This is a genomic window from Steroidobacter flavus (genome assembly GCF_042651805.1).
Classification (GTDB): domain Bacteria; phylum Pseudomonadota; class Gammaproteobacteria; order Steroidobacterales; family Steroidobacteraceae; genus Steroidobacter; species Steroidobacter flavus.
Window position 1 is genome coordinate 213,507 of record NZ_JBHSDU010000010.1, and the last position, 23,609, is coordinate 237,115.

The window sequence follows — 23,609 nt, forward strand, 5'->3', positions numbered from 1 at the left end:
TCGCGGCCTAGCTGTCGAGCGATTGGCAGATCCGTTCGTACAACTGCGCCCGCGTAAAGGGCTTCGATAACAAGGGGATCTCCATCACGGCACTGGTCATCGTAGGTGAGGGCATCTGCGCATAGCCGCTGGTAAATAACAAACGGACCCTCGGGTATCTGCGCTGTACCGTCGCGGCCAACTCGCGTCCGTTCAACCCCGGCAGCCCGATATCCGTGAACAAGAGGTCGACGCTTCTATCGCGATCCAGGATCTTCAGCGCTTCCGAGGCATCGACTGCTTCAATGACGCTGAAGCCAAAGTCGCGCAGCGTGTCCGTCGTAAAGCTCCTCACTGCATCGTTGTCCTCGACCACGAGGATGGTTTCCTCGCGAGTTCGACTGCCTGGACTCGGTTGGCGCCTCGCAGCTGGCGAGACCTCGGCATCCTGCAATTGGGGCAGGTAGATCTTCACGGTCGTGCCGTGTCCCGGACGGCTATAAAGTTTGATGTGCCCGCCCGATTGCTTCACGAACCCAAATACCTGGCTCAATCCGAGGCCAGTGCCCTGGCCCATGGGCTTTGTGGTGAAGAAGGGATCGAAGGCGCGGTCCATCACTTCCTGCGTCATTCCGCTGCCAGTGTCCGTTATGCAAATCAGGACATAGGTCCCCGGCTTGAGATCAGGCAATAGCCGTACCTCATTGTCACTGATATGCGCGGTCGCGGTTTCGATCGTGAGCGTGCCGGCTCCCGCCATCGCGTCTCGGGCATTCACAGCGAGATTGAGCAGTGCGCTTTCGAGTTGGTTGGGATCGACCTCCGCCATTCCCACCGTAGTGTCTTCGATTCGGCGGACGTTGATGCTTTCCGGCAGTGTGCGACGGACCATTTCCGTCCACGCCTGAAGCGATCTGTTGATGTCCACCGGTTTGGGCTTGAGCGGCTGGCGACGTGCGAATGCCAATAGTTGTTGCGTGAGGCTGGCCGCTCGTTCGCCCGCTCGCAAGGCCTGGTCGACGCAGCGTTGCCAGCGAGGTTGGTCGGCGGGAAGGATCTGAGAAAGGGTGTCGAGATTGCCCAGCATCACAGTCAGCAGGTTGTTGAAGTCGTGAGCGACTCCGCCTGTGAGTTGACCGATCGCCTCCATCTTTTGCGATTGATGCAACTGTTCCTGCATGAGGCGTCGCTCGGTCATGTCTCGCGTCACTTTCGCGAATCCGAGCAGTTCGCCGCTCGGCCCGCGTAGTGCGTCGATTAGCACGATCGCCCAAAACTTGGTGCCGTCCTTTCGGACGCGCCAACCTTCGCCCTCGAATTTGCCCGTCGCCGCTGCGGTGGCCAATGCTCGCGCGGGCAAACCATTAGCGCGGTCTTCCGGGGTATAGAACTCGGAAAAACTGCGCCCGACGATCTCCTCGGCCACATATCCCTTGATCCGTTCCGCGCCCGGATTCCAGGAGACCACCATGCCGGCCGGATCCAGCATATAGATCGCGCAATCTCGAATGCCCTCGATCAAGCGCGCAACGTGTTGGCCGCTGCTGTCGAGGCTGGCGATCATGGGAGTTGAGCTTTCAGGCCCGCCGCCGGCGGGACCGCCGCGCTTTCGTGTCATCTCGCTAGGAATCCGGTACCCTTAACTCGAATGAATGCTCGGGCGCTAATAAAGTTCCGGCGGGAACGATATGGCTCGGAAGGACCGGGGCCACTAGCTCCAGTTACGTACATGGTCTCGCTTGTTGGAGAACGATGCGCGGGTCCGGCGCAGCGGGACGCTTGCGACTACTTCCTGATCATGTCGGTGCGGTGGCGGTAGCTGGAGGAGCCCGAGCTGCTCCGCTGTGGCTGTAGCAAAGATGAAACAATCGGCTGCCATGCTGAACATAACGTTCAGCATTCAACAATCAGAACAACAGGGACGGCAGCGGCGTCGAAGATGGAGCTTGAGGATCAGAACGGGCCGGTGCGCCCGCGTGCGGACGATACGCCAGGGTTCGAAGACGCAGTCTGGCTGCTTTCCACGGCCTGTACGTTGAATCAATCGGCGTTCGATGCCCGATTGTTCGCGCAGCGGTTCCCGCCGCCGCTAGGGCCCGATGCGCTTGGGGCCGCCGCCGACGAGCTTGGCCTGAGGATCGAGCAACGGCGCGGCTCGCTCGCCGCCGTTCTCGCGTGGCGTCTTCCGCTAGCTGTCAAGATTCGGCAGCTCAACTCGCCGGTTTCCACAACCGCCCCGGTCTCGCACCGTGCTGCCGCTGTTTACGCATCCATTACCCCCAGACCACGTTGATCGCGCTCGGCATCGCGATGTTCCTGTTCCTGGTTTTCACCGGCAATCAGGCGTTCATCACGGAGTGCGTGGCCGAGCAGCTGAAGATGCTCGCGGGTGCTGCTGGTGGGTGCCCGGACCGTCATGCACTCGAACGATTTTTACGTGAAGATCGCGCAGCCCGAGGAGGCCGGCATCGTGCGGGATATTCTCGTCGAATGCGGAAATCATAGAAGGTCGGCGCAGCGTGCTGGAGTATGTGCTGTCGCCCGTGAGGAAGGTCACGGATGAGGTAGCGAGAGAACGATGAATGCTAGATGTGTGTGCACAACGCCTTAAATTTTCTTGAGTTGGAGCGAAGCGTGAGAGCCATTGGGATCTGTCTGGCGATGCTCGTACTCGCCGGCTGCCAGAAGAAACATTTCGAGTGGACCGAAGAGGTGCGGCTTGCCGACGGCTCGAGTGTGCAGATCGAGCGCAGCACCCGCTACGGCAAAGTGTTGACCGAAATGGGCGGCCCCACCTCAAGGTGGGTGTCCGAGGCCACGATCACCATCATTGAGCAAGCACAGAAGTTGCCGACGTGGTCGCATGCAATGGAACCCATGTTGCTTGACAAGGATCCGGCGACAGGTCACTGGCGATTGCTGGCGAGCGCGGTGGACTACTGTGAGTATGCCAGTCGCTTTGGCCCACCGTATGTCACGTTCCCCACGTTCGAGTTGAAGGGCACGCAGTGGGTCTATATCGGCATGCCGGAGTCGATGCTGAAGCGTAGGGCGAACTTGCTTGTGGGTGCTCCCAAGGCCGAACTTGGGCGGGAACCGCATCTGAGCGCAGAGGATATCGCCATTTCCAACAGACGGGTGGGGGAAGCGAGCTGGGTCCGGCCAGAGATGGCGGATTACTGCGCCGTCCAACTCAAGCTGTGGAAGAAGTGACAAATCGACGAAGGGAACCGCGCGCATGGATCGAATAACCGAACTCGCCCACGTATCCACCCCTGCCTACAACCGCAACGAGGTCAACCGGGTCGGTATCCCGCCGGGCTGGCAGATTGCGCAACTCGCCATAGGTATCACGATGCTCATGCTCGCCGGCTGCCAGAAGAAACATTTCGAGTGGACCGAAGAGGTGAGGCTTGCCGACGGCTCGAGCGTGCAGGTCGAGCGCAGCACCCGCTACGGCAGAGTGTTGACTGAAATGGGCGGACCGACCTCGAGGTGGGTGTCCGAGGCTACGGTCACCATCGTCGAGGAAGGACGCAAGTTGCCGACGTGGTCGCACGCGATGGAGCCCTTGGTGCTCGATAGAGATCCGGCTACGGGGCGCTGGCGGTTGCTCGCGAGCGCGGTGGACTACTGTGACTATGCCCGTCGCTTTGGCGAACCGTACGTCACGTATCCCACCTTCGAATTAAAGGGTACGGAGTGGGCCTATGTCGGCATGCCGGAGTCGATGCTGAATAGGCGCGCGAATTTGCTCGTGGGGACGCCCAAAGCGGAGCTCGGACGGGATCCGCATTTGAGCGCAGAGGATGTTGCCATCTCCAACGCAGGCTTGGAGAGGGCAGGTCTGGTCCGGCCGGCGATGGCGGATTACTGCGCCGAGCAGAACAAACTGATGAAACGATGACAGGCCAGCGAAGGCAGACGGAATGGAACCGCGTGCGACCGTCGCTAGCGGAATTCCGCGCCCGCGAGCACAAGCTGAAGAACAAAGTGACTGATCAACGAAGGTAACAGCGCTCGCGCTCCGCGCAAGTGAAATGGTCCATCAAGGCTCTACGCACCAGGGTACTTGTCTGTAGGAATTCTGTAGCAGCTCAATAGATCAATCCGTTCGACTCGCCAAGTAAGCCGCTATCGCCACCATATCCGCATCCGTCAGGTGCACGACGACGGGTTTCATCAGCTCTGAAGCCGCTCCCGTGCGTGTAGCACCGCGCATGTCGTACAGCTGTCGAAAGAGATAACTCGGAGAGCGGCCGACAATTCGCGGTACATCAGCCACCCCCTTCAGATCTGCGCCGTGGCAGGCCGCGCAGGGCAGGGTGCGTCCTGAACTACCTGTGGCGACTAGATCGGCGCCGCGCGCGAGGCTTCCTGTCGGTACATATGCAATGTATGGCGTGCGCGAATCGCGGTTCTCGAAGCGATCAACGTCCTCGGCCAACTCGACAATCCGATCACCGATCGGTTCGGTGTTCGAGCCGGGCGCCTTGTTGAGCATCCAACCGGCGACTATCGTGCGCGGGGCGGTTGGAGACTCTACGACCTTGATGAAGGACACCGGAGTCAACGAGGCAAAGTACGTTGCGGATTCTTCGATTTCGAGATCCGTCAGCTCCTTGGCAAGCGCGATCATATTAGTCTGAGGTGCGCGTCTTGGCTCTGAGCCCAACCGCTTGTCCTCGCGGAAGGCCGTGATCTGGGCCTTGATATAGTTGGCGCTCAATCCGGCGAGGTTGGTGTTTTCAGGGCGTCCTGCGCCATTGGGTAGATGGCAAAAGGCGCAGGCATAGACCCGAGGTTCACGGCTGCGCCCTACGATGCCGGGCATCGCTGGATGTTCCTCCGGGTGCCAATCGGGCGGCTGAGCGGTAATCGCCGCGATCTCGCGGCGAGTGAAGCTCGCGGTACTGTCAGGAACTCGTTGCGGCTTCTCGTCATCGATGGCCGGCTGCGCAGCGGGGGGATTCAAAGCATAGGCCCAGGCAGGGACTTCCGCATCGACCGTGCCAGAGACCGATGCAAGCGCGGCGAGCAGAGCAAGTGCCTTGATGGAATGTTTCATAGGACCGTTCAAGCGGCGCGATGCTCGATTCTATGACAGAAATCTCCATCAGAACGTACCAGACGCAGTGAAACTCTGGCCTCCGCTCGTGTACGTCACTGTATAGGTGTCTCCGCTGGTTGGATGCACCGTGCCCGTGCCGCTCATTTGGGCAGCAAAGGTACGATTCGTCCCCGGCCCCAACGTTTGCCCGGCGGACAACGTGTATTGATACGTGATGGTGCCAGCCGTGCTATTGCTGCTCTGGCTAATACTCGAGCCGACGGAATTGTACTGGCCAGAGTACGCGATGCCGGTAGTGCGCTGAACGGTGATGGTGACCGAGAGCGCGGTTAACGTTCCTGTGTTCGCGATCCGCAGTTGCTCCTCGACAAAGTATCCGCCGCTGCTCGTGACGGCCGGTGTCACGGTGACGGTGCCATCGCCGCCGGGTGCGGTCACTGTGAGCGTCATGGTGGCGGTTCGTGTCGTTGAGCCCGACGTGCCTGTCACAGTGACTGTAGCTGCGCCTGCGGTCGCGCTGCTCGCAGCGGTGAGTGTGAGTGTCGAGCTGGCGCCTGTTGCCGACGCTGGGTTGAAGCTGGCGGTGACGCCGCTCGGTAAACCACTGGCGCTCAAGGCGACCGCACCAGTGAAGCCACCGGTACGTGTAATCGCAATAGATACGGTGCCACTCGAGCCACGAGCAACGGAAAGCGTGCCAGGAGACGCAGCGATGGCGAAGTCCTGGGTTACAGCAGTAGTGGTTGCGCTGACCGATGCGCTTGCAGCGGACTGTTTACCCGACGCGTCTTGAGCAACGATCGTGTAGGAGTACGTCGTGTTGGCGGTGAGTCCGGTGTCCGTGAACGTGGTCGATGTCGCACTCCCCGCCAGAGTGGTGCCGCGGAAGACTTGATAGCCCGTGACGCCCACATCGTCGCTCGATGCATCCCACGCGAGAGAAGCAGTTGAGCTCGTCGTCCCGGTCACGCGCAGATTCGTTGGCGTTGTCGGTGGCTGAGTATCTACGACCCCGCCGCCCGGTTCGCTTCCAAAGACGCGCACGCCATTGTCATAGACCGGAATGCGCTGTACGAGCACGGGCGTCGAGCCCGGCGTCGTCGATACGCCCGTGAACGACCAGTCGTTACTTGCATCCCACGCACCGGAGCTCGCAATCCGGAACTGCACTTCTTTGCGATAGTGCTGCTGTCCGCCCGGATAGATCTTGGTGCCGTTGCAGCTCACCGTGACGTAATAGATGTTGCCTGAGTGTTGCGTGGGGCCGGTCGGCGGCGGGCATTGGTTGTAATTTGCAGTCAGCGCGATCTGGCTCGGGCTCACGCCAGGTTCGAGCGTGAAGTAGTAGCGGAATGAAAGCTTGTCCGTGACACGAGCCGGCCAGCCGGATTGATTGTTGAGGAGCAGCTTGATCTCGGTGAAGTTGGAACCCGACGCGTTGATGGACGCCTCGGGGAAGATTTCATTGCCGACGACCGGCTCCGGCGTCGGGAAGCTCGCCAATGGCGTGCCACCGAATTCACCGACGAGGCGCGCCAGCGCACTGGTGAAACCGGCGTTGTAGTCGGTGGCGACCTCGTTCATGGTGTAGTCGGAGCGATCGTCGGTGTACTGATCATTCGGCGAGGTTGGGCCACCGACCAGCGCGCCGTAGAGAATGTGGCGGCTGATCGTCGGATTGGTGATTTGATCCGTCCAGGAGCCGTGCGCGGTTCGATGGTGGGGATTCCGAGGTGGATTCGTCCCGAAGCCCACGACGAAGCTACGGTTCAACGGATTCTGGCCGAGCGCGTAGTTGATCTGGCGCACGGCAAAATCGTGATAACGGGCTTTCAGCGTTGCATCGGCGATGGCGTCGGAATAAACGAGGGCTGCGAACGCGGTATTCGCCGCATAGCGCAGCGATCCCCAACGATCGAGCACGGCTTGCCCGCCCGGGCTGTAGTTCACGCGCGTGCCATCGGCGCCAAAGGCAGTGCCGCCCACGGTCCACCAGTTGAGCCAGCGCTGTGAGTCCTCGTGGTAGCGCGTGGCGCCTGTGAGCTTCGCGAGTAGCACATAGCTGCCGTAGGATTTGTCGTCCCACGCGTGGGTCCACTTGTATGACTTGACGCTCGTTTGCTGCTGGTTGGAAAGATTTGCGTAATAGCTCTCCGCTTTGGTGAGGAACGCGGCCTCGTTGGTGGCCCGGTAGAGCCAGATGGCGCCCCACACGAGCTCATCGTTGAAGCCGCTCCAGGAGTTGTAGAACGACGCGGCATCGGTGATGCAATCGGAATACTTGCCTCGGTAAGTGTCCGCGAAGGAATAGAGCTGCCGCGCGTGTGTGAGCAGCGTGTTTGCGTACGTGGGATCGCTGGGTCGAAAAGCGATGGAGGCTGCGGCGAGCGCCGCGGCGGTCTCACCCGCCAGATCCGAGCCCGGGCAGGCGGTTGTGATGCGGAAGGAGGGCCGCGCCATCTGCATGACTTCTGCCGGCCCCCACCACGCGTGATCAGCATTACCCGCGCCAATCTGGCCATAGAGCTCGTTCGGCGAGGGATGCGCTTTGATGAAATAATCCGTTGCCCATCGCAGTTGATTGAGCGCCTCATCGAGTTGACCGACCTGCACGTAGTTGGCGCGGTACTCGACGATTCCCCAAGCGAGCATCGTGGCGCTTGCCGCCATGGGCAGGCCGAACTTCACGTGATCGCCTGCGTCGTACCAGCCACCGGTGAGATCGCGTCCGACGTCGGCGCCGTCCTGCATTCCCGAATCGCCGCGCCAATTCACCCGGTTGGACGCGGGCAAGTCGCCAGAGCGCTGTGCTTCATAGAAGAACAGAGACTTTTGCAAAGCCTCCGCGTAATTGAATGTTTGCGCCAGCAGCGGCGGCGAGAAAAGGACCAGGCACGCGACGATAAAGCTCGCAGCGCGCAGCAGTGCGCGATGGATCATGTGTCACATCCATGTGTCGACGTTCCACGGGTTAGTGGACGTGGATGCCACCATACTCAAAAAGACATCGCTGTCAATGCCGAATTTCTGAATGCACGCCCACGGCGACCTCCATATTGGATGCATCCCATGTCTGTGTTATCTAGTCCGTAAAACGGATTTCACAAACGCCGCCGGGGGAAAGTATGGAAGCTTTTAGCGGGCGTGCACGTGCTCGATATATTCCGAGCCTCATCGCCACACTGGCGGCTATCGCTGCCTTCTTCATCAGCACTGCGCGTGCAGATATCGTCATCTACGACGATGCCATTGCGCCGGGTTGGCAGAATTGGAGTTGGGCCGTCACCGACACGGCTTCCGCGGCCGCTGTGCATACAGGGGCTGCTTCACTGGCAGTGACACCAACAGCGTGGTCGGCTGCGTACCTTCGATCCGCCGCCGCGCCGGTCGATACTCGAGGACTGCTCAACCTGACTTTCTGGGTGAATGGCGGCGCCACGGGTGGGCAGCGCTTGCAGGTCGTCGCAGTGGTGAACGACGTGGCGCAACCTGGCATTCCGATCGAAGTGCTGACAGCGAATGTCTGGCAGCGAGTCTCCGTGCCGTTGAGCGCGCTCGGCGCGGACAGTCGCAACGACGTCAATGGATTCTGGATTCAGGAAGGGGCCGGCCAGGACTCAGCGACGTTTTATGTGGACGATATCGTGCTGGAATCGGGCACGCCGCCGACGCCGCCGCTGCGCATCGACGGCATGGGGATCTATGACGATGCTTTGATCAACGGCTGGCAAAACTGGAGTTGGGCATCGGTCAATCCCGCGAGCACCGCCAGCGTCCATACGGGATCGACTTCCATCGCCGTGACGGCGGGGGCGTTCGCGGCGCTTTATCTACAGCACAACGCATTTCCAACGCTGCCGTACGCATCGCTGAAGTTCTGGATCAACGGCGGACCGCAAGGCGGGCAGACACTCAATGTCATCGCGCTGTTGAGCGACGTTGCCCAACCCGCCGTGACCCTCGGACCGCTTGCGCCGAATTCGTGGCAGGAGGTCACGATTCCCCTTGCGGATCTCGGCGTGGCGAATGTCGCGGCACTCACGGGCATCTGGTTGCAGGAGAATGCGGGCATCAACCAGCCGACCTTCTATGTCGACGATGTGGGACTGCAGTTCGCGCCGCCGCCGAGCGTCGTCAACGTTCGCGTGGATCCGAAGCGACCGGTCCGTCTCGTGGATCATCGCTTGTTCGGTGTGAACGCCGCAGTATGGGATGCCGCTTTCTACTCGCCGAACACCACTGCGCTGCTCAAGGAGCTCAACAACAAAGTTCTGCGCTTCCCGGGCGGATCGTTGTCCGACGTGTATCACTGGAGCACGAACACCAGTGACGGTGAGACCTTCGAGTGGGCGACGAGCTTCGATGAGTTCGCAGAAGTGGCGGTCGCAACGCAGGCCTCTGTCTTCATCACGGTGAACTACGGTACGGGCACACCTGAGGAAGCGGCCGAGTGGGTCCGATATTCGAACAAGTTCAAGAAGTACGCGTTCAAGTATTGGGAAGTCGGCAATGAGAATTACGGTACCTGGGAGGCCGATAACAACGATCGGCCGCACGATCCGGTCACCTACGCGAATCGGTTCCGTGAGTATTACCAAAGGATGAAGGCCATCGACCCGAGTATCAGAATCGGGGCCGTGGTTCAGCGAGGCGAAGACTCGGAGGTCATCTATACCGACCATCCCGTCACGAATCCTCGCACGGGGGCGGTCCATCACGGTTGGACGCCGGTCATGCTGACGACGCTGCGCAACCTCGGCATCACGCCGGATTTCGTCATCTATCATCGCTATGAGCAGGGACCGGGCGGCGAGAGCGATTTGTTTCTGTTGAACTCCGCGGCGAGCTGGTCCAGCGATGCGACCAACCTCCGGCAGATGGTCGACGACTACCTGGGCGCCAGCGGCCGTCGCGTCGAGTTGATTTGCACCGAGAACAATTCGGTTTACAGCAATCCTGGCAAGCAGACGACCAGTCTGGTCAATGGCCTGTTCCTCGCCGACAGCATCGGCAACATTCTGCAGACCGAGTTCAAGGCGATGGTCTGGTGGGATTTGCGCAATGGCCGCGAAGCCGGCAACAACAATGGCTCGTCGCTGTATGGCTGGCGCCGGTATGGCGACTACGGCATCGTCAACGAGGCGGATCCGGCCGGCCCCGCCGATCGCTATCCGACTTTCTACGTTTACAAGTTACTCCAACACTTCGCGCGCGGCGGAGAGTGGGTCGTGCCAGCCCAGAGCGATTACACCAGTTTGGGTGTCTATGCCGTCCGCGAGGGCGGTAAGTCGTTACGGCTGTTGTTGATCAACAAACATCCGAGCGCCAGCCTCGAGACCGCCATCAAGATCCCGGGGATGAAGAGGGGAAGCAAGGCCCGCGTGTACAGCTATGGGATTCCACAGGACGAGGCCGCGCGTACCGGCGAGGGGTCAGCCGATGTGCAGCAGTCCAATCTGGTGATCTCAGGCTCGACGTTGCGTTATTCGCCGGCACCATACTCTGCCACGGTGATCGACCTCGTTCTCGACTGAGGACCGGGCCAAACAGGAGGATGAGAGATGCGTACACGGAGTGTGCGAGCGTGGATGGCGGTTGCGAGCGTGGCGCTGTTCGCCAATACCGGGCTGGCTCAGAATCAGAGCGCGGGTGAGCTTGAGGAAGTGGTGGTCACTGGCGTGCGCGACTCGCTGCAGATCGTCGATTTATACACACTTCTCGCCTCGGGACTTTCTGAAGCATACAGGCCCGGCCGCCGCGATTGACTTCATCGAGCTGACCGCGCGCTTCCGATTCTGAGGCCGTTTGGACGGGAGAGAAGAATGAACGTCACCGTCGGCCGTCTTGTTTTGGATCGCAGGGAGCTGCATCATCGGTCCGAATCTCACATCGGATAGATGATCATGTCGTACGGATTTTTAGATGTCGCCATCACGCCAAGCGTCCGTGCCGCACAGGTCGAGCTTGGAGCTGATCGCATCTGGCGGAACTTCAAGGGTCATCGGGAGTTCGATCGCTTCACCGAGAACGAGATCGCATTCATTGCGGAGCGAGACAGCTTCTACGTGGCATCGGTGTCCGAGACGGGCTGGCCGTATGTCCAGCACCGCGGTGGACCGCCTGGCTTCCTCAAGGTGGTCGACGACAAGACCCTGGCGTTCGCCGACTATCGAGGCAACCGTCAATTCATCACCATTGGAAATCTCGCGGCGAACGACCGGGCTTGCCTCTTTCTGATGGACTATCCCGAGCGCGCGAGGCTCAAGATCTACGCGCACGTAGAGAAATTGGCGCTCGACGCGGACCCGGCGCTGACTGAGCTGGTCACGGACGTCGCCTATGGAGCGAAGCTCGAGCGGATCCTGCGGGTGCGGCTCGAAACCTTCGACTGGAACTGCTCGCAGCACATCACTCCGCGCTTCTCCGAACAGCAGGTCGCCGAAGCGGTGCATCCGCTGCATGAGCGCCTTGCCCAACTGGAGTCGGAAAACGCGGCATTGCGTGACCAGATGAGCGCGAACAGGCTCGCGAAGAAATAGTCGGGCAGGCATTCGTCTGAGAGCACGGGTGCAGGAACTCAGTGCACCGTGCGCGACGCATGGTTCTCACAGTCTCAGCTCGTCCATCCGGCGGCGTTCGTAGACTTCGTCTTCTCCCGGATAGCGCAGCACTTCGGCGAACCGGCCTGACTGCTTGGCCAGCGCCCAAAGAATGCTTTCGCCGGCCGGCAAGATGTGCGGCTCGGCGGCGAACAGCGGGTCCTGAAACGCCGTTTCGGCATCGATGATGCGCCAGCCACGCTGCACGTACATTTGCAGTAGATCTGGCAGAAACAATGCCGCAGCCAGGTTGTGATGAATCAGAAGCGTGTGCTTCACCGGTCGCTGCAGCACTTGCCGGGCGAGGCGGTCGTAGAACTGCGTGCGATCCCACAGGTGCTCGAGATAGAACGCGCGATAGACGTCCAATGCCGCATGCGGGTCCTCAGCCAGGCGCTTACGCAGCCGCGCATCGATTGCCCAGTCCGAGGCATCGACGGTCACGTAGCCCATGCGATAGCCATTGGCTTTGAGGAACGCTCGCATTCGGTCGCGTTGCTCGGCAGTGGCGCCTTCCTTCAGATACGGGAATCTGAACCACTTGCGGAACGTTGGATACGACGCGATCACTGCTTCGGCTCGCAGCACGTCGGCGGCAAAACGATCGAAGTCGGTTTCGGGATAGTGCCAGTGCGAGTACGTGTGATTGGCGAGCATGTGACCGGCATCGCTCCACAGCGCCAGGCGCCGCCTGCCGTCGGGATTGTCGACCCGCTTGCCGCAGACGAACGCGGCTGCCTGCACGCGCATTGCCCGCAAGGTGTCGAGTATCAGCGAATTTCTCTCTTCGGGATCGAGTAGCGGCGTCGACGCATTGAGGTCGAAATCGTCGATGGTGATTGCGATCTGCGGCGGAGAGGCCGCTAAGGCAGCCGAGCCGCGACAGCCCAGCAGCGCGCTCATCATCATGCCCATGCAGGTGCGTCGGCTGATGCCGCGGTAGGGTGCATCCATGTGTTCGCCTCATCTGATCCGTGGAGTGCGCCAGAGCCGGCGCGGGCGGATCATGACTAAACTCTTAGTTGCTAGCAACTAATTCTTTAGTTACGATGCCGGCATCACGTCGCAACCGAAGCTCATGGTCAGAAAATCCCGGGTCTCGCGTATCTCACAGCCCAGCGAGAAGCCGCTGACGGCGACCGAGCTGGAGATGATGAATGTCATCTGGCGCATCGGTCCTTGCTCGGTGCTGCAAGTCGTCGAACAGCTGCGGCCCGAGCGCGAGCTGGCTTACACGAGCGTTTCGACGATCGTGCGCATTCTGGAGCAGAAGGGCTACGTCTTCAGCTCGAAGGAGGGCCGCGGGCACGTGTATGAAGCTGCTGTTTCCAAGGAGGACTATCAGCGCAGCACCGTGCAGCGGATGGTGACGAGCGTGTTCGACAACACCCCGGCGCTCCTCGTGCGCCGCCTGCTCGATACTGAGTCGCTCAGCTCTGACGACCTTGCTGAGATCCGCGCGCTGTTGGGGAAGAAAGGAAAGTGACCATGACCGTGCACGCGGTGAACATGTATTTGGTTGCGAACCTTCTGTTGCTGCTTGCAGCGATTGGAGTGGCCTGTCTGCGTGGCGTTGGCGATCGCTCGATCGCCGCAATCGCGTATCGACGCCAGCTGCAAATTGCATACGTGCTGACGATTGCGGCGGTGACGCTGCCGAGCGTATCGCTGCTATCGCAGAGCGAGGAATGGCTTCCTAGAAACGCGCAGATCTGGTCCGGCGCATCGATGCGTGATCTCACTCACAGCTCCGGAAATACGCATCGAATTGGTATTTCCGTCGCGTCGTCGGAAGTCTCAGCGCCTCTGTACGCAGTTCGCGCGGTCACGCTGAGCTTGTTCGTAGCAGGCGCAGCTGCCTTTCTCACAGGGCTTTTCGCGGAAGCGACGCGAATTCGTCGCATCATCATCGATGCGCAGACAATCGCGACGCGCCGGCGCGTGCGGGTGCTGTCCTCTCAGACAGTGCGCGTGCCGTTCTCGCTGTGGATACCTGGAGTGCACTTCATCGTGCTGCCCGCAGACTTGATCGTGTCGCCCGTCGATGTTCGCATGGCGATTCGGCACGAAGCTCAGCATCATCGACAGCTCGATACGCGAGTGACATACGCTTACCAGCTGCTGCGCCTGCTGTTTTTCTGGAATCCGGCCATGCATTGGCTGCACAAGAGCATTGCGGAGCTTCAGGAGTTTTCGTGCGACGAGGCGCTGATCGGATCTCGGAAGCTCTCGCCCCAGGAATATTGTCGCTGCCTGCTGCGAGTCGCCGAGTCGGCGGTGGACCCGCGCGTTACGTCGATCTGCGTGAGCATGCTGGGTTCAGGGGCGGGCGGCATTTTGAGGCGCAGGGTCGAGGCACTTCTGACGGGACGAGTGGCAAGTAGTCGACGCTGGCCGGCGGCGATGCTCGGCGGTGTAGTGCTGGTAACCATGGCTGGTACCGCCATGGCATTTTCCTCGACGATTCAGGATCGGAGGATCTCGCCCGAGGAGGCACAGCGCATGTTGGCAGTCGCTCGGCGCGGCAGTGACTTTCCGTTCGTCGCGAACGAGCGGGTCGTGGAGCAGCTCAATCGTTTGCTCGGCACGCCCGACGGCAGAGCCTTCGTGCGCGCGAGCCTGCGGCGCATGCAAGAACACCAAGCGCTGATTACGGCAGCGATCGCGCATTACGGACTGCCGTTGGAGCTGATGGCGGTGCCGTTGGTCGAATCGGGATATCGCAATCTGCCGCCCAGCGATAATTTGCGACAGGGGGCCGGGCTGTGGATGTTCATCGAGCCGACGGCCCGGCGGTTCGGACTCGCGATCAATGGCGATATCGATGAGCGCCTCGACGTCACGTTGGAGACCGACGCCGCCATGCGCATGCTTGGCGGCCTCCACGAGCGCTTCGATGATTGGGGGCTGGCCTTGCTCGCCTACAACGCTGGTGAGCGCATGGTAGACGAGGCGATGCGTGCGACAGGCTCACGCGATCCGTGGCAAGCAATCGAACAGGGCTTCGAGAATGATGCTGACTATCTGGCGCGTGTAATGGCCATCGCGCTCATCATGAAGAATCCCGCGATGATCGAATGAGACCGGTGTCGCCCGATGTCGACAGCTTGGTGTTCCAAATTGTTTTACAACCGCTACGGATGAGCTAGTCGAGGTGCCGCCAGGATGGAGTCCGCTCGCCAACAGCTACTTCGGCTGTTCTCAATCAAGGTTGATGTCGATGAGCCGGACGGTGATGTAGCCGTTTCCCTATACGCGATGCTTTGGGGAATGGAAGACATCGTCGTCGATGGCTGGGCGCTGTTTCGAGTGGTTCGCGAATCAGAGAGCTCATTGGAAGCGCTCGGGTTGATGACGCTCTTGCCCGACGGCTCCGTTCCAATAACTGTGAGCGTCACAGCGGACGAGAGTGGACTCGCCTGGTCGGCACGGGTGGGCATTCAGGATGAGCGGTGGCTCGGCTTGTCGAAATCAAAACGGTGGAATGAGGTCCACCTCTGCGCCACAGATGAACGAGACGAGCCGCGGTGGGCGTGGGGAAAGGAGTATCGAGGTTACAAGGCTGCGAACAGCGCATGAATTCTCGAAAGGCTGCATTGAGCCCGTCCAGTTGACACCGTTGATCCGATAGCAGTACGTTGTCGCCAGGCTCGGTGCAGCCCGCCGCTTGCGCCTCCCCCCGGGAGGAACGGTGAATGCACTCATCTCAGAGGATCTGATCTCTAACCGAATGGCGAATAGATCAGCAATGCAAGCGCTGATCGATCATGTTCGCCATGAACGGAGGATCAGTGATGCCCACCTACAACGATCCCAAGGCGATGGCGAAGTCCCTTCGCAGCGCTCTGGCTGCCCGCCGCGTTTTCCTATCCCATAGCGAATGTCTCGAGATCGTGGCGAAGCAGTTTGGCTTCGCTGACTGGAACACGCTCTCGGCAAGATTGAACGTGGGCTCGGGTCACTCCCCGGAGCAGCTATCTTGTTCGTTCTGCGGCAAGTCGCAGCACGAAGTACGAAGCCTCATTGAAGGAGGGTGCGGCAGCCGGGGGGCATCACGGTGCGTTTTCATCTGCGATGAATGCGTTGCTCTCGGCGCGCAAGTCAATGCCGATACGGCCTGAGGCCAGAGAGCTATGTTCTCGGCTGATAGCGCAGCGCCACCGCGCCCGAACCGAACTCCTGCCGGCTCACGAGCTTCAAGTCGATATACTTCGATAGCCCCGAGAACAACGTCGGCCCATGGCCCGCCAGCCTGGGCAGCACGACGAATTCATACTCATCGATCAATCCCATCTGCGCCAATGCCAGCGGCAGCTTCACGCCGCCCACGAACAGTCCTTTACCCGGCTGCTGCTTGAGTTGCTGAACAGCTTCCCTCAGATCCCCGCGCACGAGCTCTGAGTTCCAGTCGACGCGGTCCAGGGTGCTCGACACGACGTATTTCTTCGCCGCGTCGATTGTGCGGGCGAACGGTTCCATCCAATCGGCCATCCAATCGGGCCTCACGCCCGCCCGCAGCCGCCACGCTGCCTCCATCATTTCGTAAGTTACCCGACCAAAGAGGAGGGCATCGGCCCGCGCCAGCTGCTCGGCCCAGTAACGATGCAATTCTTCGTCGGCGATGCCTGCATTGTGATCGCAGCACCCGTCCAACGTGACGTTGATGGCATAGCGAAGCGGTTGCATGACGTGAGCGTACCCGATGATCGTGCCTGCTTCCATTTTCCGGCGCCGGGTGTGTTCTGACCTCGAGGAGATCGAGGACGCGTTGCGGGCACAGGGCGCCGAATATTCCTCGACGACCAACTGGCAACCGCGCGTGATTGTCGATGGGCGACTCATCACCGGTCAGAATCCCGCGTCGGCCGGACCGTTGGCGAAGGAGCTTGCTGCGGCACTGAAGAAGAAGGTCTGAGTCGTGAGCGCGAGTCGTTGTACGTCGGCGGTTCGCGCTTTATAGCTGCAATACTTTAGTTGCCTCTCGGCCTCGCGCCATCGTAAGGCGACCCATGTCACGGTTAACCACCCGGAGGCTCACTAAACTCGTCCATGTCACAAACGGAGCCGCACATGGCGAAGCGACGTGAATCACTGGCTGACGTGCTTTTGGTGCTTCCGTGGTGGGTGAGCGTTGTCGTCGCTGCAGTCGCATATGCCTTGTTTGCGTTTGTCGCACCTCTCTATCTGGCGGGTAACCCGTTCTCAGCTGGAATTGCCGTTGTGGCCAAGAACAGTGCCGCCTTTCTGGCAGGGCTGTTTCTTTTCATCGGTGTATTGAGCTTCGCTCGAGCTTTTCTCATCAAGCGAAGATTCAACGAGCTTACAAGCATCGAGCAGGTGCGACAGCTCGCGTGGCGACAGTTCGAATCGATCGTTGGCGAGGCGTTCCGCCGCCGCGGATATGCGGTCATGGAGAATGCAGTGGACGGGGCGGATGGCGGTGTCGATCTGGTGCTTCAGAAGAACGGTGCGAAGTTCTACGTCCAGTGCAAGCAGTGGAAACTAACAAAGGTTGGCGTGAAGCCAATCCGCGAGCTCAACGGTGTGATCGCGGCTGGCGATGCCTCCGGTGGCTTCTTCGTGGCCTCGGGTGAGTACACGAATGAAGCGCGTGATTTTGCGCACAAGTGCGAGATTGAACTGATCGACGGCCCGGCACTCGCCGAAATGATCGCGCAGGCCCGCGAGCCCGAGCCCTACATGGATCCTACCATCGGCAAGCACACCAACCCTGCCACTCGGGCTGCCACTGTCGATCCGACATGTCCTGCGTGCGGCGGCGCTATGATGCGGCGGAAGGCGACCCGCGGGCCGCATGCTGGTCAAACGTTCTGGGGCTGCAGCTCTTATCCGCGCTGTCGCGGAGTTAGGTCTGCTTGAGACGTGACTGGACCAGGATGAAAGGATCGAGGGCCTGAGCAGACTATTTCAAGGGATCGGCCAGGCAAACCGATCAAACGGGCGTGACAGTACTTCGACGACGTCCTCGCGTTGTACCCCAAATCGTTGGGCGACCCGCAAGGAACGGTTGTTCTCCGGATGAATGAGCGAGATCACGCGCGGGGCCTTCAATACATCGCGTGCATACTCGAAAACGCAGCGAGCGGCCTCGCTCGCGTAGCCCTGTCCCCAGCTATTCCGGTGGAAGGTATACCCAAGCTCCCGCTCAAATACGATCTGCGCATCGGCCGGCGCGTCATCGCGCTGATACCACCCTCGTGGCACGGCGGCTGCGCGGGCTCGGGCTTCCACCGCCAAGTCACTCAATCCGCAGCGACCGATCAGCATGCTGTCGGACTTGCGTAGCACTGCCAGCTGCCCCAGTTCGAAATCCTCGTAAGTTCGGAGAACGGACTGAAGCCACGCGACCGACTCTTGAGGAGCGCGAGGCCTTCCGTGCGAGAGATATCGTGCGACTTCCGGATCGGCATGGACCTGGGTGAAGAACTCAAGATCATCGGGCTCAATTCTTCGGAAGATAAGTCGCTCGGAGTCAATTCGGTGGGTATCGCGGGCAAGGGTCATGGAAGGAGAGTCGGGCCAAAGGATGAGTCTTTCGCTCCAGTCTAACTTGTTAGAAGGAAAGCATTCGATGGGCGGCTGAAAAAGCCTTCACACGCTCGACGTTGAACTGTCACGTCTGCCAGACTCCGGCCGCCGACAAGTAGCGGCTTGTGGGCGATGAATAAGTAAAGTCTTGGGTTGCAGTCCAAACGGATGTTGAGTGGGAGGCGTAGCTAGCTCGGGCGGTTTCACCATCCAGCTCCAACAAAGCAGCGTCCTGCTCGAATATCGCGAGGGAGCGCCGACGGTAGCTTCAACATCCGTCACCGCCACCTGGCGAGGCACGCCACCCAATCCGTTGTACATTGTCGCGGCCGTAGAAGGTCCTGGCATCGCCGCGCCAAGCATCACGGTCAATCAAGCGGACGCACGCGCGACGATCACCGCCTTACGCATGGCTGCAGGCGATTACAGCGGTCGCATCGTGATTCGCGCCTGCCCGGATCCAGCCTGCAGTTCGACGGTCGGCGGCACCCCGATCAACCTGCCGTACACAGTGCGAGTGACGCCCCCGTTGTTCTCAGTGGAAGGCGGCGACAACTCGAGCGGCGGAACCGCATATATCGATCATGTGCTGGGACAACCCGCCCCGACGCGAACGCTCAATATCGCGGCCAACTCCGGTGCGTGGACAGCGACCGCCACCCAGCCTTGGATCGCGCTGTCGCGAACCAGCGGCACCGGTGGGGCAGCTTTGGTTGTAACCCTGAGGCCCGAGCTGCTGTCGATCACCCAGCGATTGGAGGGTTCTGTCACTGTTTCGACCGGCACGCAGGGCGCACAGACGTACAACATTGCCGTGCTGATGAGCAGGCCGGCGGTTGAGTCCTCACCCGCGTATGTGTCAGTCAGCGGCGTCGCAGGAGCTCCGCTTTCCCTGTCTCAACAAGTGACGCTGCAGCTCGGGGCCAATGGAACGTTGCCCATCGCGTCGGTCACCGCTACCGAATGGCGTAGGAGTGCTGCTGGACGAGGCTGGCACAGTGCATCTGGCGGCAACGGGTGAGTCCGTGGGTTCCGGGCCGGTCGGGCCCTTCGCTGTGTCCGGCGACGATCGCCTGATGTTCGAGGGCGACGTGCGCTACTCCTTGGATTTCAACCAAGCGCGCAAACGATTCGTCAGGACGCAGACTGGCATCCTCAACGCCGGCGATAACTGGTTCCTGCGATACGCGCCGCCAACTTCGACGGGTCGCGGGTCTACATGACCCGATCCCCGCTCAATGCCGAGCGGCGCTTCATCATGTTCAACGGCCAGACCCTGGGGTCCATCGTCGAGCTGATGCGTATGACACAGTTTCTCCCGGATCCGAAGTTCACGAGTCGCGATCAGATGGTCATGTTCGGCTCGGGGATGGACGACGTGAGGGTCTACAACCCGGACAATTCCCTGGCGCTCAGCGGCGTCAACTTCCCAGAGTTGGACTTCGACAGATCGTTCAGCGGCGACGGCAACTTCGTGCTGGCGTCGACCGTCGGCAATTCAGTGTGGATCATACCCATCCCGAGGTGATGACCCGCGAGCGCGCCATTCCCTCAACACGCCTGCGATCCACAACAGGACGCAGGCGAAGAGCAAGTGGCCGAGGCGATTTTCACCGGCGAGTGTTGGGTCGTAACCCGGCACGCCGACACAGGCCAGGGCAAGCAGCACGAGGGCGGAGCCACCGGCAACGGTGGCGAGGAATGCTTGGGTGCCCGTTCTGGGTTGAAGTGAGGCGGTAATATTCCGAGCGATCAGGGCGCGGCGAATCGCGGGGACCAGCGGCAGGATAAAAACCGCAAACAAAACCCCCGCGATGATTCCTTCGGCTCTACCCGATAACAACAATGCGACAAGTTGCACCAGGGCCACGCTGGCCAAGACGGCGTGAACGGTCAGTGCGATCGCGTCGATCATCGACATAGAGCCAATCGTGACTTCGATGGAATGATCTTACCGCGCGCCGATGGAGTCGCGCTGTCACTGGACAGCAACAAGTCATCCGTAACGTCACGGAAGCAGCAGTCGTCCGAATTCTTTGGCGGCCGGTGCGATCTCACCTGCGCGCCATATCAAAGTGAACTCCGCTTGCGGTAGCGCTGGCAAACCAAACTGCCCATCGACGATCTTCATTCCAGGTTTCAGGCTGCACCGGGTCTGCACGGTGATGGCGAGACCGGCGAGGACCGCGGCGGAGATGCCTTCATTGCTCGGCGATGTGAAGGCGACGTGCCAATCGACCGGCGTGTCGGCCAGTGCGGCGATGCCGATCTGTCGATGAACGCAGGGCGCGGGCGCGAAGGCCAGGGGCAGGGAGGCCGCACCCCGCGACGCGAATGTTTCCGAGCCGACCCACACGAATTGTGACTTGCGCAGCACGGTGTTGCGATGCTCTTCATGGGGTAACGACAGCGCCACGGCGAGATCGAGCTCGCCCGCATCGATCATCGAGCGCAGATCGAAATAGGTCCCGACGTTCACGTCAAGTCGCACCGAGGGAAAAGCGTGACTGAACCGGGCCAGGAGCGGCGCAAGCCGCTCGCCCATGAAAGTCTCTGGCGTTCCGAAACGAACCACGCCTGCTGTCATGGACGACTGGAAGCGGCGAGTCAACGCATCGAGAGACGTGAGGATCTGCTGGGCGTGACGCAAGAATTCACTGCCGTCCTCGGTCAAGGTGAGCTTGCGAGTGGTTCGATAAAACAGCGGCCGCCCGATCTGTTCCTCCAGTCGGCGAATCTGATGGCTGACCGCCGACTGGGTCAGATGCAGGCGCTGAGCTGCACGAGTGAAGCCGCCGGCGTCGTGGACGGCGACGAAGGCGCGCAACAGGGTGGGGTCGAAGTCCATGAGCATCGATTCATGAAGGATGACACTGAATCATAGGAAATGAATTCACTTCCGTCACGAGGCTCGCGTGCCCAAAATTCGGGCTCCGTTGTTGCCTCGTGAGGCCAGGATGATGACTGTTGCAGACCGGCTCGCTCTCACGGCCGTGTGTCTGGCCTCGCTGATGTTCGGGCTGGAGATATCGAGTGTGCCGGTGATTCTGCCGACGCTCGAAGGCGTGCTGAAGGGGGATTTCAAGGATCTGCAGTGGATCATGAATGCGTACACCATCGCCTGCACGGCGGTGCTGATGGCCGTTGGCTCGCTGGCCGATCGGTTTGGCAGAAAGCGCATGCTCGCGCTCAGTGTCATCGCGTTCGGGCTGGCATCGTTGGCCTGCGGTCTGGCGCAGAGCACGCCGGTACTGATTGCGAGCCGCTTCCTGCAGGGCGCGGCCGGAGGCGCGATGCTGATCTCACAGATCGCCGTCCTTTCATCGCAGTTCCAGGGCGCGCAGGCGCGGGGCAGGGCGTTTGGTGCCTGGGGAATCGTGTTCGGGCTCGGTCTCGGTTTCGGTCCGACCATCGGCGGTGCGATCGCTGCGGTGCTGGGATGGCCTTGGGTGTTCCTCGTGCACGTGCCGATCGCCGCGATCACGACGGTGCTGGTGCTCGCCTTCGCGGTTGAGTCCCGGGATCCAGCCGCAGGAAGGGTCGACATCGGCGGCATCGTCACGTTGTCGCTTGCGGTGTTCGGGTTGACCTACTTCATCACGCAAGGCGCCGAACTGGGATTTGCCAGTCCCGCCTCGATCGCAATCCTCGCTGTGACGATGGCAAGCCTGATCGCGTTCCTGCTCATAGAACGTTGGAGTCGCCAACCGATGTTCGATTTCGCGGTATTCCGCATTCGAGCCTTTTCCGGGGCTTTGGTCGGCTCCGTCGGTATGAATCTCAGTTTCTGGCCGTTCGTGATTTATCTGCCGCTGTATTTTCAAAGCGGGCTCGGCTACGACAGCACGACGACCGGCCTTGCGCTACTCGCCTATACACTGCCGACCTTGTTGTTGCCGCCGCTCGGCGAGCGGCTCGCCCTGCGTTATACGCCAGCTCGTGTGATTCCCATCGGACTGTTCACGATCGGCTTCGGCTTCATGCTCATGAGATACGGCAGCCTGGTCGAGCACGCGAGCTGGCGCACGATGCTGCCGGGATGTTTGCTGGCGGGCATCGGGCTCGGCATCACGAATACGCCTGTCACCAACACGACCACCGGCGCGGTGCCGACGGCGCGTGCGGGCATGGCATCGGGCATCGATATGAGTGCCCGATTCATCACGCTTGCGATCAACATTGCTGTGATGGGGTTGATCCTGACCGCTGGCATCGAGAATGCGTTGCGTAAGCTTCTGGATGAGTCCGTTATGACAAGGTCACTGCAGTTACTGGCAGAGAAGATCGCCGCGGGTAACTCGCTCGCTGCGGTGTCGCTGGGGGATAGCATCGCTCACTCGGCGCTGGTCAGCGGATTCAGTTCGGTGATGATGTATGGCGCAGTGGGCGTGTGGATCTCGGCCATGATCAGCGCCATGATCTTTCATCGTGGCGAGGAGCAGGCTCTGTTCGAATGCCAGCATCGTTCGGATTCACGGTCGTAATGGCGCGAGGTTGTTGAGCGGACGCCGATGTTTGCTGTGGTACATTTCGTTCACCATGTCCAGAGCAAACACCAAGCTCGCCGCGATTGCCAAGCGCCTGCCGAAAGGCGCGGAACTACCGGCCGAGTTTCCAGCATTCGTTTCCCTCGTCACCCATGCTACGAATGCGCGTCAAGACGCGCTCCGCGTGGCCTGGTCCGATTTCACCGAACTGCTCAATGTCGATAAGGCTGCCGTAGCGGAGTTCTTGCCATTTCTGAAGCGTGCCGATGGCGGCGGCGTTGCCTTCTGGATGGACGGCGGCAATCAGCACATTGCTGTCTACGACAGCGAAGGTGGGTATGAGATTGTCGCGGTCGATTTCCGTGATTTCCTCGCGCGCCTCGGCACTCCCACCGAGGAGTTCCGCGAGCTCATCGAGCTCGATGTGGACCTCGACACGAGTGAGCTCATCCCGGCGACGACGCCCAAGCCGGTGCCTGAAGCGCTCAATGACAAGCTCAAGGCCTGGATCGAGTCGCACTCGCTCAGCGCGCCGATTCTGAAATCGGCCGAGGGCGAGGAGCTGCGCAAGACGCTGGTGGCGATGGCGGAGCGCATGGTGGCCGATGGACTCAGCAAGGTCTACACGCCGCGCAGTGTGTATTGGAAGATGGATCTGGTGCTGGAAAAGCAGGGCGAAAGCTGGCGGGCGACGTATCTGGACTACGGCAAATGGCGCGACCTGCCCGCCAAGTACGAGCTCATCGAGCGGATGCCCGCGCTCTTGCCATTAATGAAGTCACGTAAGGCGCGCTACGCGTTAAACATCATGAAAGGCGGCGAGGTGTTCGCGGATGGGGGCAATGAGCTTGCCCTCGTGCCCTGAGAGATCGAAAACCCGCTTCCGATCCGCTGCAGTCGGCGTATCGTAGGGCCGGGCAACCA

General features: G+C 60.6%; 21 protein-coding genes and 3 pseudogenes. 15 read left to right on the plus strand and 9 right to left on the minus strand.

Features of this window, described 5'->3' with window-relative positions; all coding sequences use genetic code 11:
- Positions 1 to 7 precede the first annotated feature (7 nt).
- Together ACFPN2_RS22340 and ACFPN2_RS22345 are read right to left on the minus strand one after the other, a co-directional pair.
- Positions 8 to 1,543 carry a PAS domain-containing sensor histidine kinase gene (locus ACFPN2_RS22340; protein ID WP_380600728.1) on the minus strand — a complete coding sequence of 512 codons (1,536 nt, stop codon included), beginning with the start codon at positions 1,541 to 1,543 and terminating at the stop codon, positions 8 to 10.
- Between the two features lie 698 nt (positions 1,544 to 2,241).
- Complete coding sequence (locus ACFPN2_RS22345; protein WP_380600730.1) at positions 2,242 to 2,397, minus strand: hypothetical protein; 156 nt, start codon at positions 2,395 to 2,397, stop codon at positions 2,242 to 2,244.
- Between the two features lie 171 nt (positions 2,398 to 2,568).
- Between ACFPN2_RS22345 and ACFPN2_RS22350 the strand changes: the two genes are divergently transcribed.
- Together ACFPN2_RS22350 and ACFPN2_RS22355 are read left to right on the plus strand one after the other, a co-directional pair.
- Complete coding sequence (locus ACFPN2_RS22350; protein WP_380600731.1) at positions 2,569 to 3,192, plus strand: hypothetical protein; 624 nt, start codon at positions 2,569 to 2,571, stop codon at positions 3,190 to 3,192.
- A 25-nt stretch (positions 3,193 to 3,217) separates the two neighbouring features.
- Positions 3,218 to 3,886: a hypothetical protein gene (locus ACFPN2_RS22355; protein WP_380600733.1), complete on the plus strand. Its 669-nt coding sequence runs from the start codon at positions 3,218 to 3,220 to the stop codon at positions 3,884 to 3,886.
- A gap of 198 nt (positions 3,887 to 4,084) precedes the next feature.
- On the opposite strand, the gene ACFPN2_RS22360 is transcribed toward ACFPN2_RS22355, so the two are convergent.
- Positions 4,085 to 5,047, minus strand: coding sequence for a c-type cytochrome (locus ACFPN2_RS22360; protein ID WP_380600735.1), 963 nt, complete (start codon positions 5,045 to 5,047; stop codon positions 4,085 to 4,087).
- A 48-nt stretch (positions 5,048 to 5,095) separates the two neighbouring features.
- The gene (locus ACFPN2_RS22365) at positions 5,096 to 7,990 is read right to left on the minus strand and encodes a glycoside hydrolase family 9 protein (protein ID WP_417774532.1); all 2,895 of its coding nucleotides are present in this window, start codon (positions 7,988 to 7,990) and stop codon (positions 5,096 to 5,098) included.
- A 185-nt stretch (positions 7,991 to 8,175) separates the two neighbouring features.
- Here ACFPN2_RS22365 and ACFPN2_RS22370 point away from each other — a divergent pair, with 185 nt between their 5' ends.
- The 3 genes from ACFPN2_RS22370 to ACFPN2_RS22380 all read left to right on the plus strand — a co-directional run bounded on the left by ACFPN2_RS22370 (position 8,176) and on the right by ACFPN2_RS22380 (position 11,589).
- Positions 8,176 to 10,584: an alpha-L-arabinofuranosidase gene (locus ACFPN2_RS22370; RefSeq protein WP_380600737.1), complete on the plus strand. Its 2,409-nt coding sequence runs from the start codon at positions 8,176 to 8,178 to the stop codon at positions 10,582 to 10,584.
- A gap of 27 nt (positions 10,585 to 10,611) precedes the next feature.
- On the plus strand, positions 10,612 to 10,815 hold the full coding sequence (locus ACFPN2_RS22375) for a hypothetical protein (protein WP_380600738.1): 204 nt from the start codon (positions 10,612 to 10,614) through the stop codon (positions 10,813 to 10,815).
- A 138-nt stretch (positions 10,816 to 10,953) separates the two neighbouring features.
- The gene (locus ACFPN2_RS22380) at positions 10,954 to 11,589 is read left to right on the plus strand and encodes a pyridoxamine 5'-phosphate oxidase family protein (RefSeq protein ID WP_380600740.1); all 636 of its coding nucleotides are present in this window, start codon (positions 10,954 to 10,956) and stop codon (positions 11,587 to 11,589) included.
- Between the two features lie 66 nt (positions 11,590 to 11,655).
- Here the strand turns inward: ACFPN2_RS22380 and ACFPN2_RS22385 are convergent, their stop codons facing one another.
- Positions 11,656 to 12,603 carry a polysaccharide deacetylase family protein gene (locus ACFPN2_RS22385; protein ID WP_380600742.1) on the minus strand — a complete coding sequence of 316 codons (948 nt, stop codon included), beginning with the start codon at positions 12,601 to 12,603 and terminating at the stop codon, positions 11,656 to 11,658.
- A gap of 124 nt (positions 12,604 to 12,727) precedes the next feature.
- Between ACFPN2_RS22385 and ACFPN2_RS22390 the strand changes: the two genes are divergently transcribed.
- The 4 genes and pseudogenes from ACFPN2_RS22390 to ACFPN2_RS22405 form a co-directional block, all read left to right on the plus strand.
- Positions 12,728 to 13,135 carry a BlaI/MecI/CopY family transcriptional regulator gene (locus ACFPN2_RS22390; RefSeq protein ID WP_380600744.1) on the plus strand — a complete coding sequence of 136 codons (408 nt, stop codon included), beginning with the start codon at positions 12,728 to 12,730 and terminating at the stop codon, positions 13,133 to 13,135.
- 2 nt (positions 13,136 to 13,137) lie between these two features.
- Positions 13,138 to 14,730 carry a transglycosylase SLT domain-containing protein gene (locus tag ACFPN2_RS22395; RefSeq protein WP_380600745.1) on the plus strand — a complete coding sequence of 531 codons (1,593 nt, stop codon included), beginning with the start codon at positions 13,138 to 13,140 and terminating at the stop codon, positions 14,728 to 14,730.
- Positions 14,731 to 15,443: 713 nt separating this feature from the next.
- A pseudogene (locus tag ACFPN2_RS22400) lies at positions 15,444 to 15,584 on the plus strand (glyoxalase superfamily protein); the annotation flags it as partial.
- 6 nt (positions 15,585 to 15,590) lie between these two features.
- Positions 15,591 to 15,740: pseudogene (locus ACFPN2_RS22405) on the plus strand (ClpX C4-type zinc finger protein); the annotation flags it as partial.
- Between the two features lie 40 nt (positions 15,741 to 15,780).
- Here the strand turns inward: ACFPN2_RS22405 and ACFPN2_RS22410 are convergent.
- Entirely contained in the window at positions 15,781 to 16,335 is a 555-nt protein-coding gene (locus ACFPN2_RS22410) for a dihydrofolate reductase family protein (protein WP_380600747.1), read from the minus strand.
- 67 nt (positions 16,336 to 16,402) lie between these two features.
- Here ACFPN2_RS22410 and ACFPN2_RS22415 point away from each other — a divergent pair.
- Positions 16,403 to 16,564 (plus strand): annotated as a pseudogene (locus ACFPN2_RS22415) (type 1 glutamine amidotransferase domain-containing protein); the annotation flags it as partial.
- A gap of 155 nt (positions 16,565 to 16,719) precedes the next feature.
- Complete coding sequence (locus ACFPN2_RS22420) at positions 16,720 to 17,529, plus strand: restriction endonuclease (RefSeq protein WP_380600748.1); 810 nt, start codon at positions 16,720 to 16,722, stop codon at positions 17,527 to 17,529.
- A 48-nt stretch (positions 17,530 to 17,577) separates the two neighbouring features.
- On the opposite strand, the gene ACFPN2_RS22425 is transcribed toward ACFPN2_RS22420, so the two are convergent.
- Positions 17,578 to 18,174, minus strand: a complete 597-nt coding sequence (locus ACFPN2_RS22425) for a GNAT family N-acetyltransferase (RefSeq protein WP_380600750.1) — start codon at positions 18,172 to 18,174, stop codon at positions 17,578 to 17,580.
- A 199-nt stretch (positions 18,175 to 18,373) separates the two neighbouring features.
- Between ACFPN2_RS22425 and ACFPN2_RS22430 the strand changes: the two genes are divergently transcribed.
- Positions 18,374 to 19,219 carry a hypothetical protein gene (locus tag ACFPN2_RS22430; protein WP_380600752.1) on the plus strand — a complete coding sequence of 282 codons (846 nt, stop codon included), beginning with the start codon at positions 18,374 to 18,376 and terminating at the stop codon, positions 19,217 to 19,219.
- A gap of 198 nt (positions 19,220 to 19,417) precedes the next feature.
- Positions 19,418 to 19,726, plus strand: a complete 309-nt coding sequence (locus ACFPN2_RS22435) for a hypothetical protein (protein WP_380600754.1) — start codon at positions 19,418 to 19,420, stop codon at positions 19,724 to 19,726.
- On the opposite strand, the gene ACFPN2_RS22440 is transcribed toward ACFPN2_RS22435, so the two are convergent.
- Both ACFPN2_RS22440 and ACFPN2_RS22445 read right to left on the minus strand, forming a co-directional pair.
- Positions 19,697 to 20,119, minus strand: a complete 423-nt coding sequence (locus tag ACFPN2_RS22440; protein WP_380600755.1) for a hypothetical protein — start codon at positions 20,117 to 20,119, stop codon at positions 19,697 to 19,699. The genes ACFPN2_RS22435 and ACFPN2_RS22440 overlap by 30 nt on opposite strands.
- 87 nt (positions 20,120 to 20,206) lie before the next feature.
- Positions 20,207 to 21,046 (minus strand): LysR family transcriptional regulator, encoded by an 840-nt coding sequence (locus ACFPN2_RS22445; protein WP_380600757.1) that lies wholly within the window; start codon positions 21,044 to 21,046, stop codon positions 20,207 to 20,209.
- Between the two features lie 109 nt (positions 21,047 to 21,155).
- Here ACFPN2_RS22445 and ACFPN2_RS22450 point away from each other — a divergent pair, with 109 nt between their 5' ends.
- Positions 21,156 to 22,682, plus strand: a complete 1,527-nt coding sequence (locus tag ACFPN2_RS22450; RefSeq protein WP_380600759.1) for an MFS transporter — start codon at positions 21,156 to 21,158, stop codon at positions 22,680 to 22,682.
- Between the two features lie 55 nt (positions 22,683 to 22,737).
- Entirely contained in the window at positions 22,738 to 23,550 is an 813-nt protein-coding gene (locus ACFPN2_RS22455; protein ID WP_380600761.1) for a hypothetical protein, read from the plus strand.
- Positions 23,551 to 23,609: the final 59 nt, after the last annotated feature.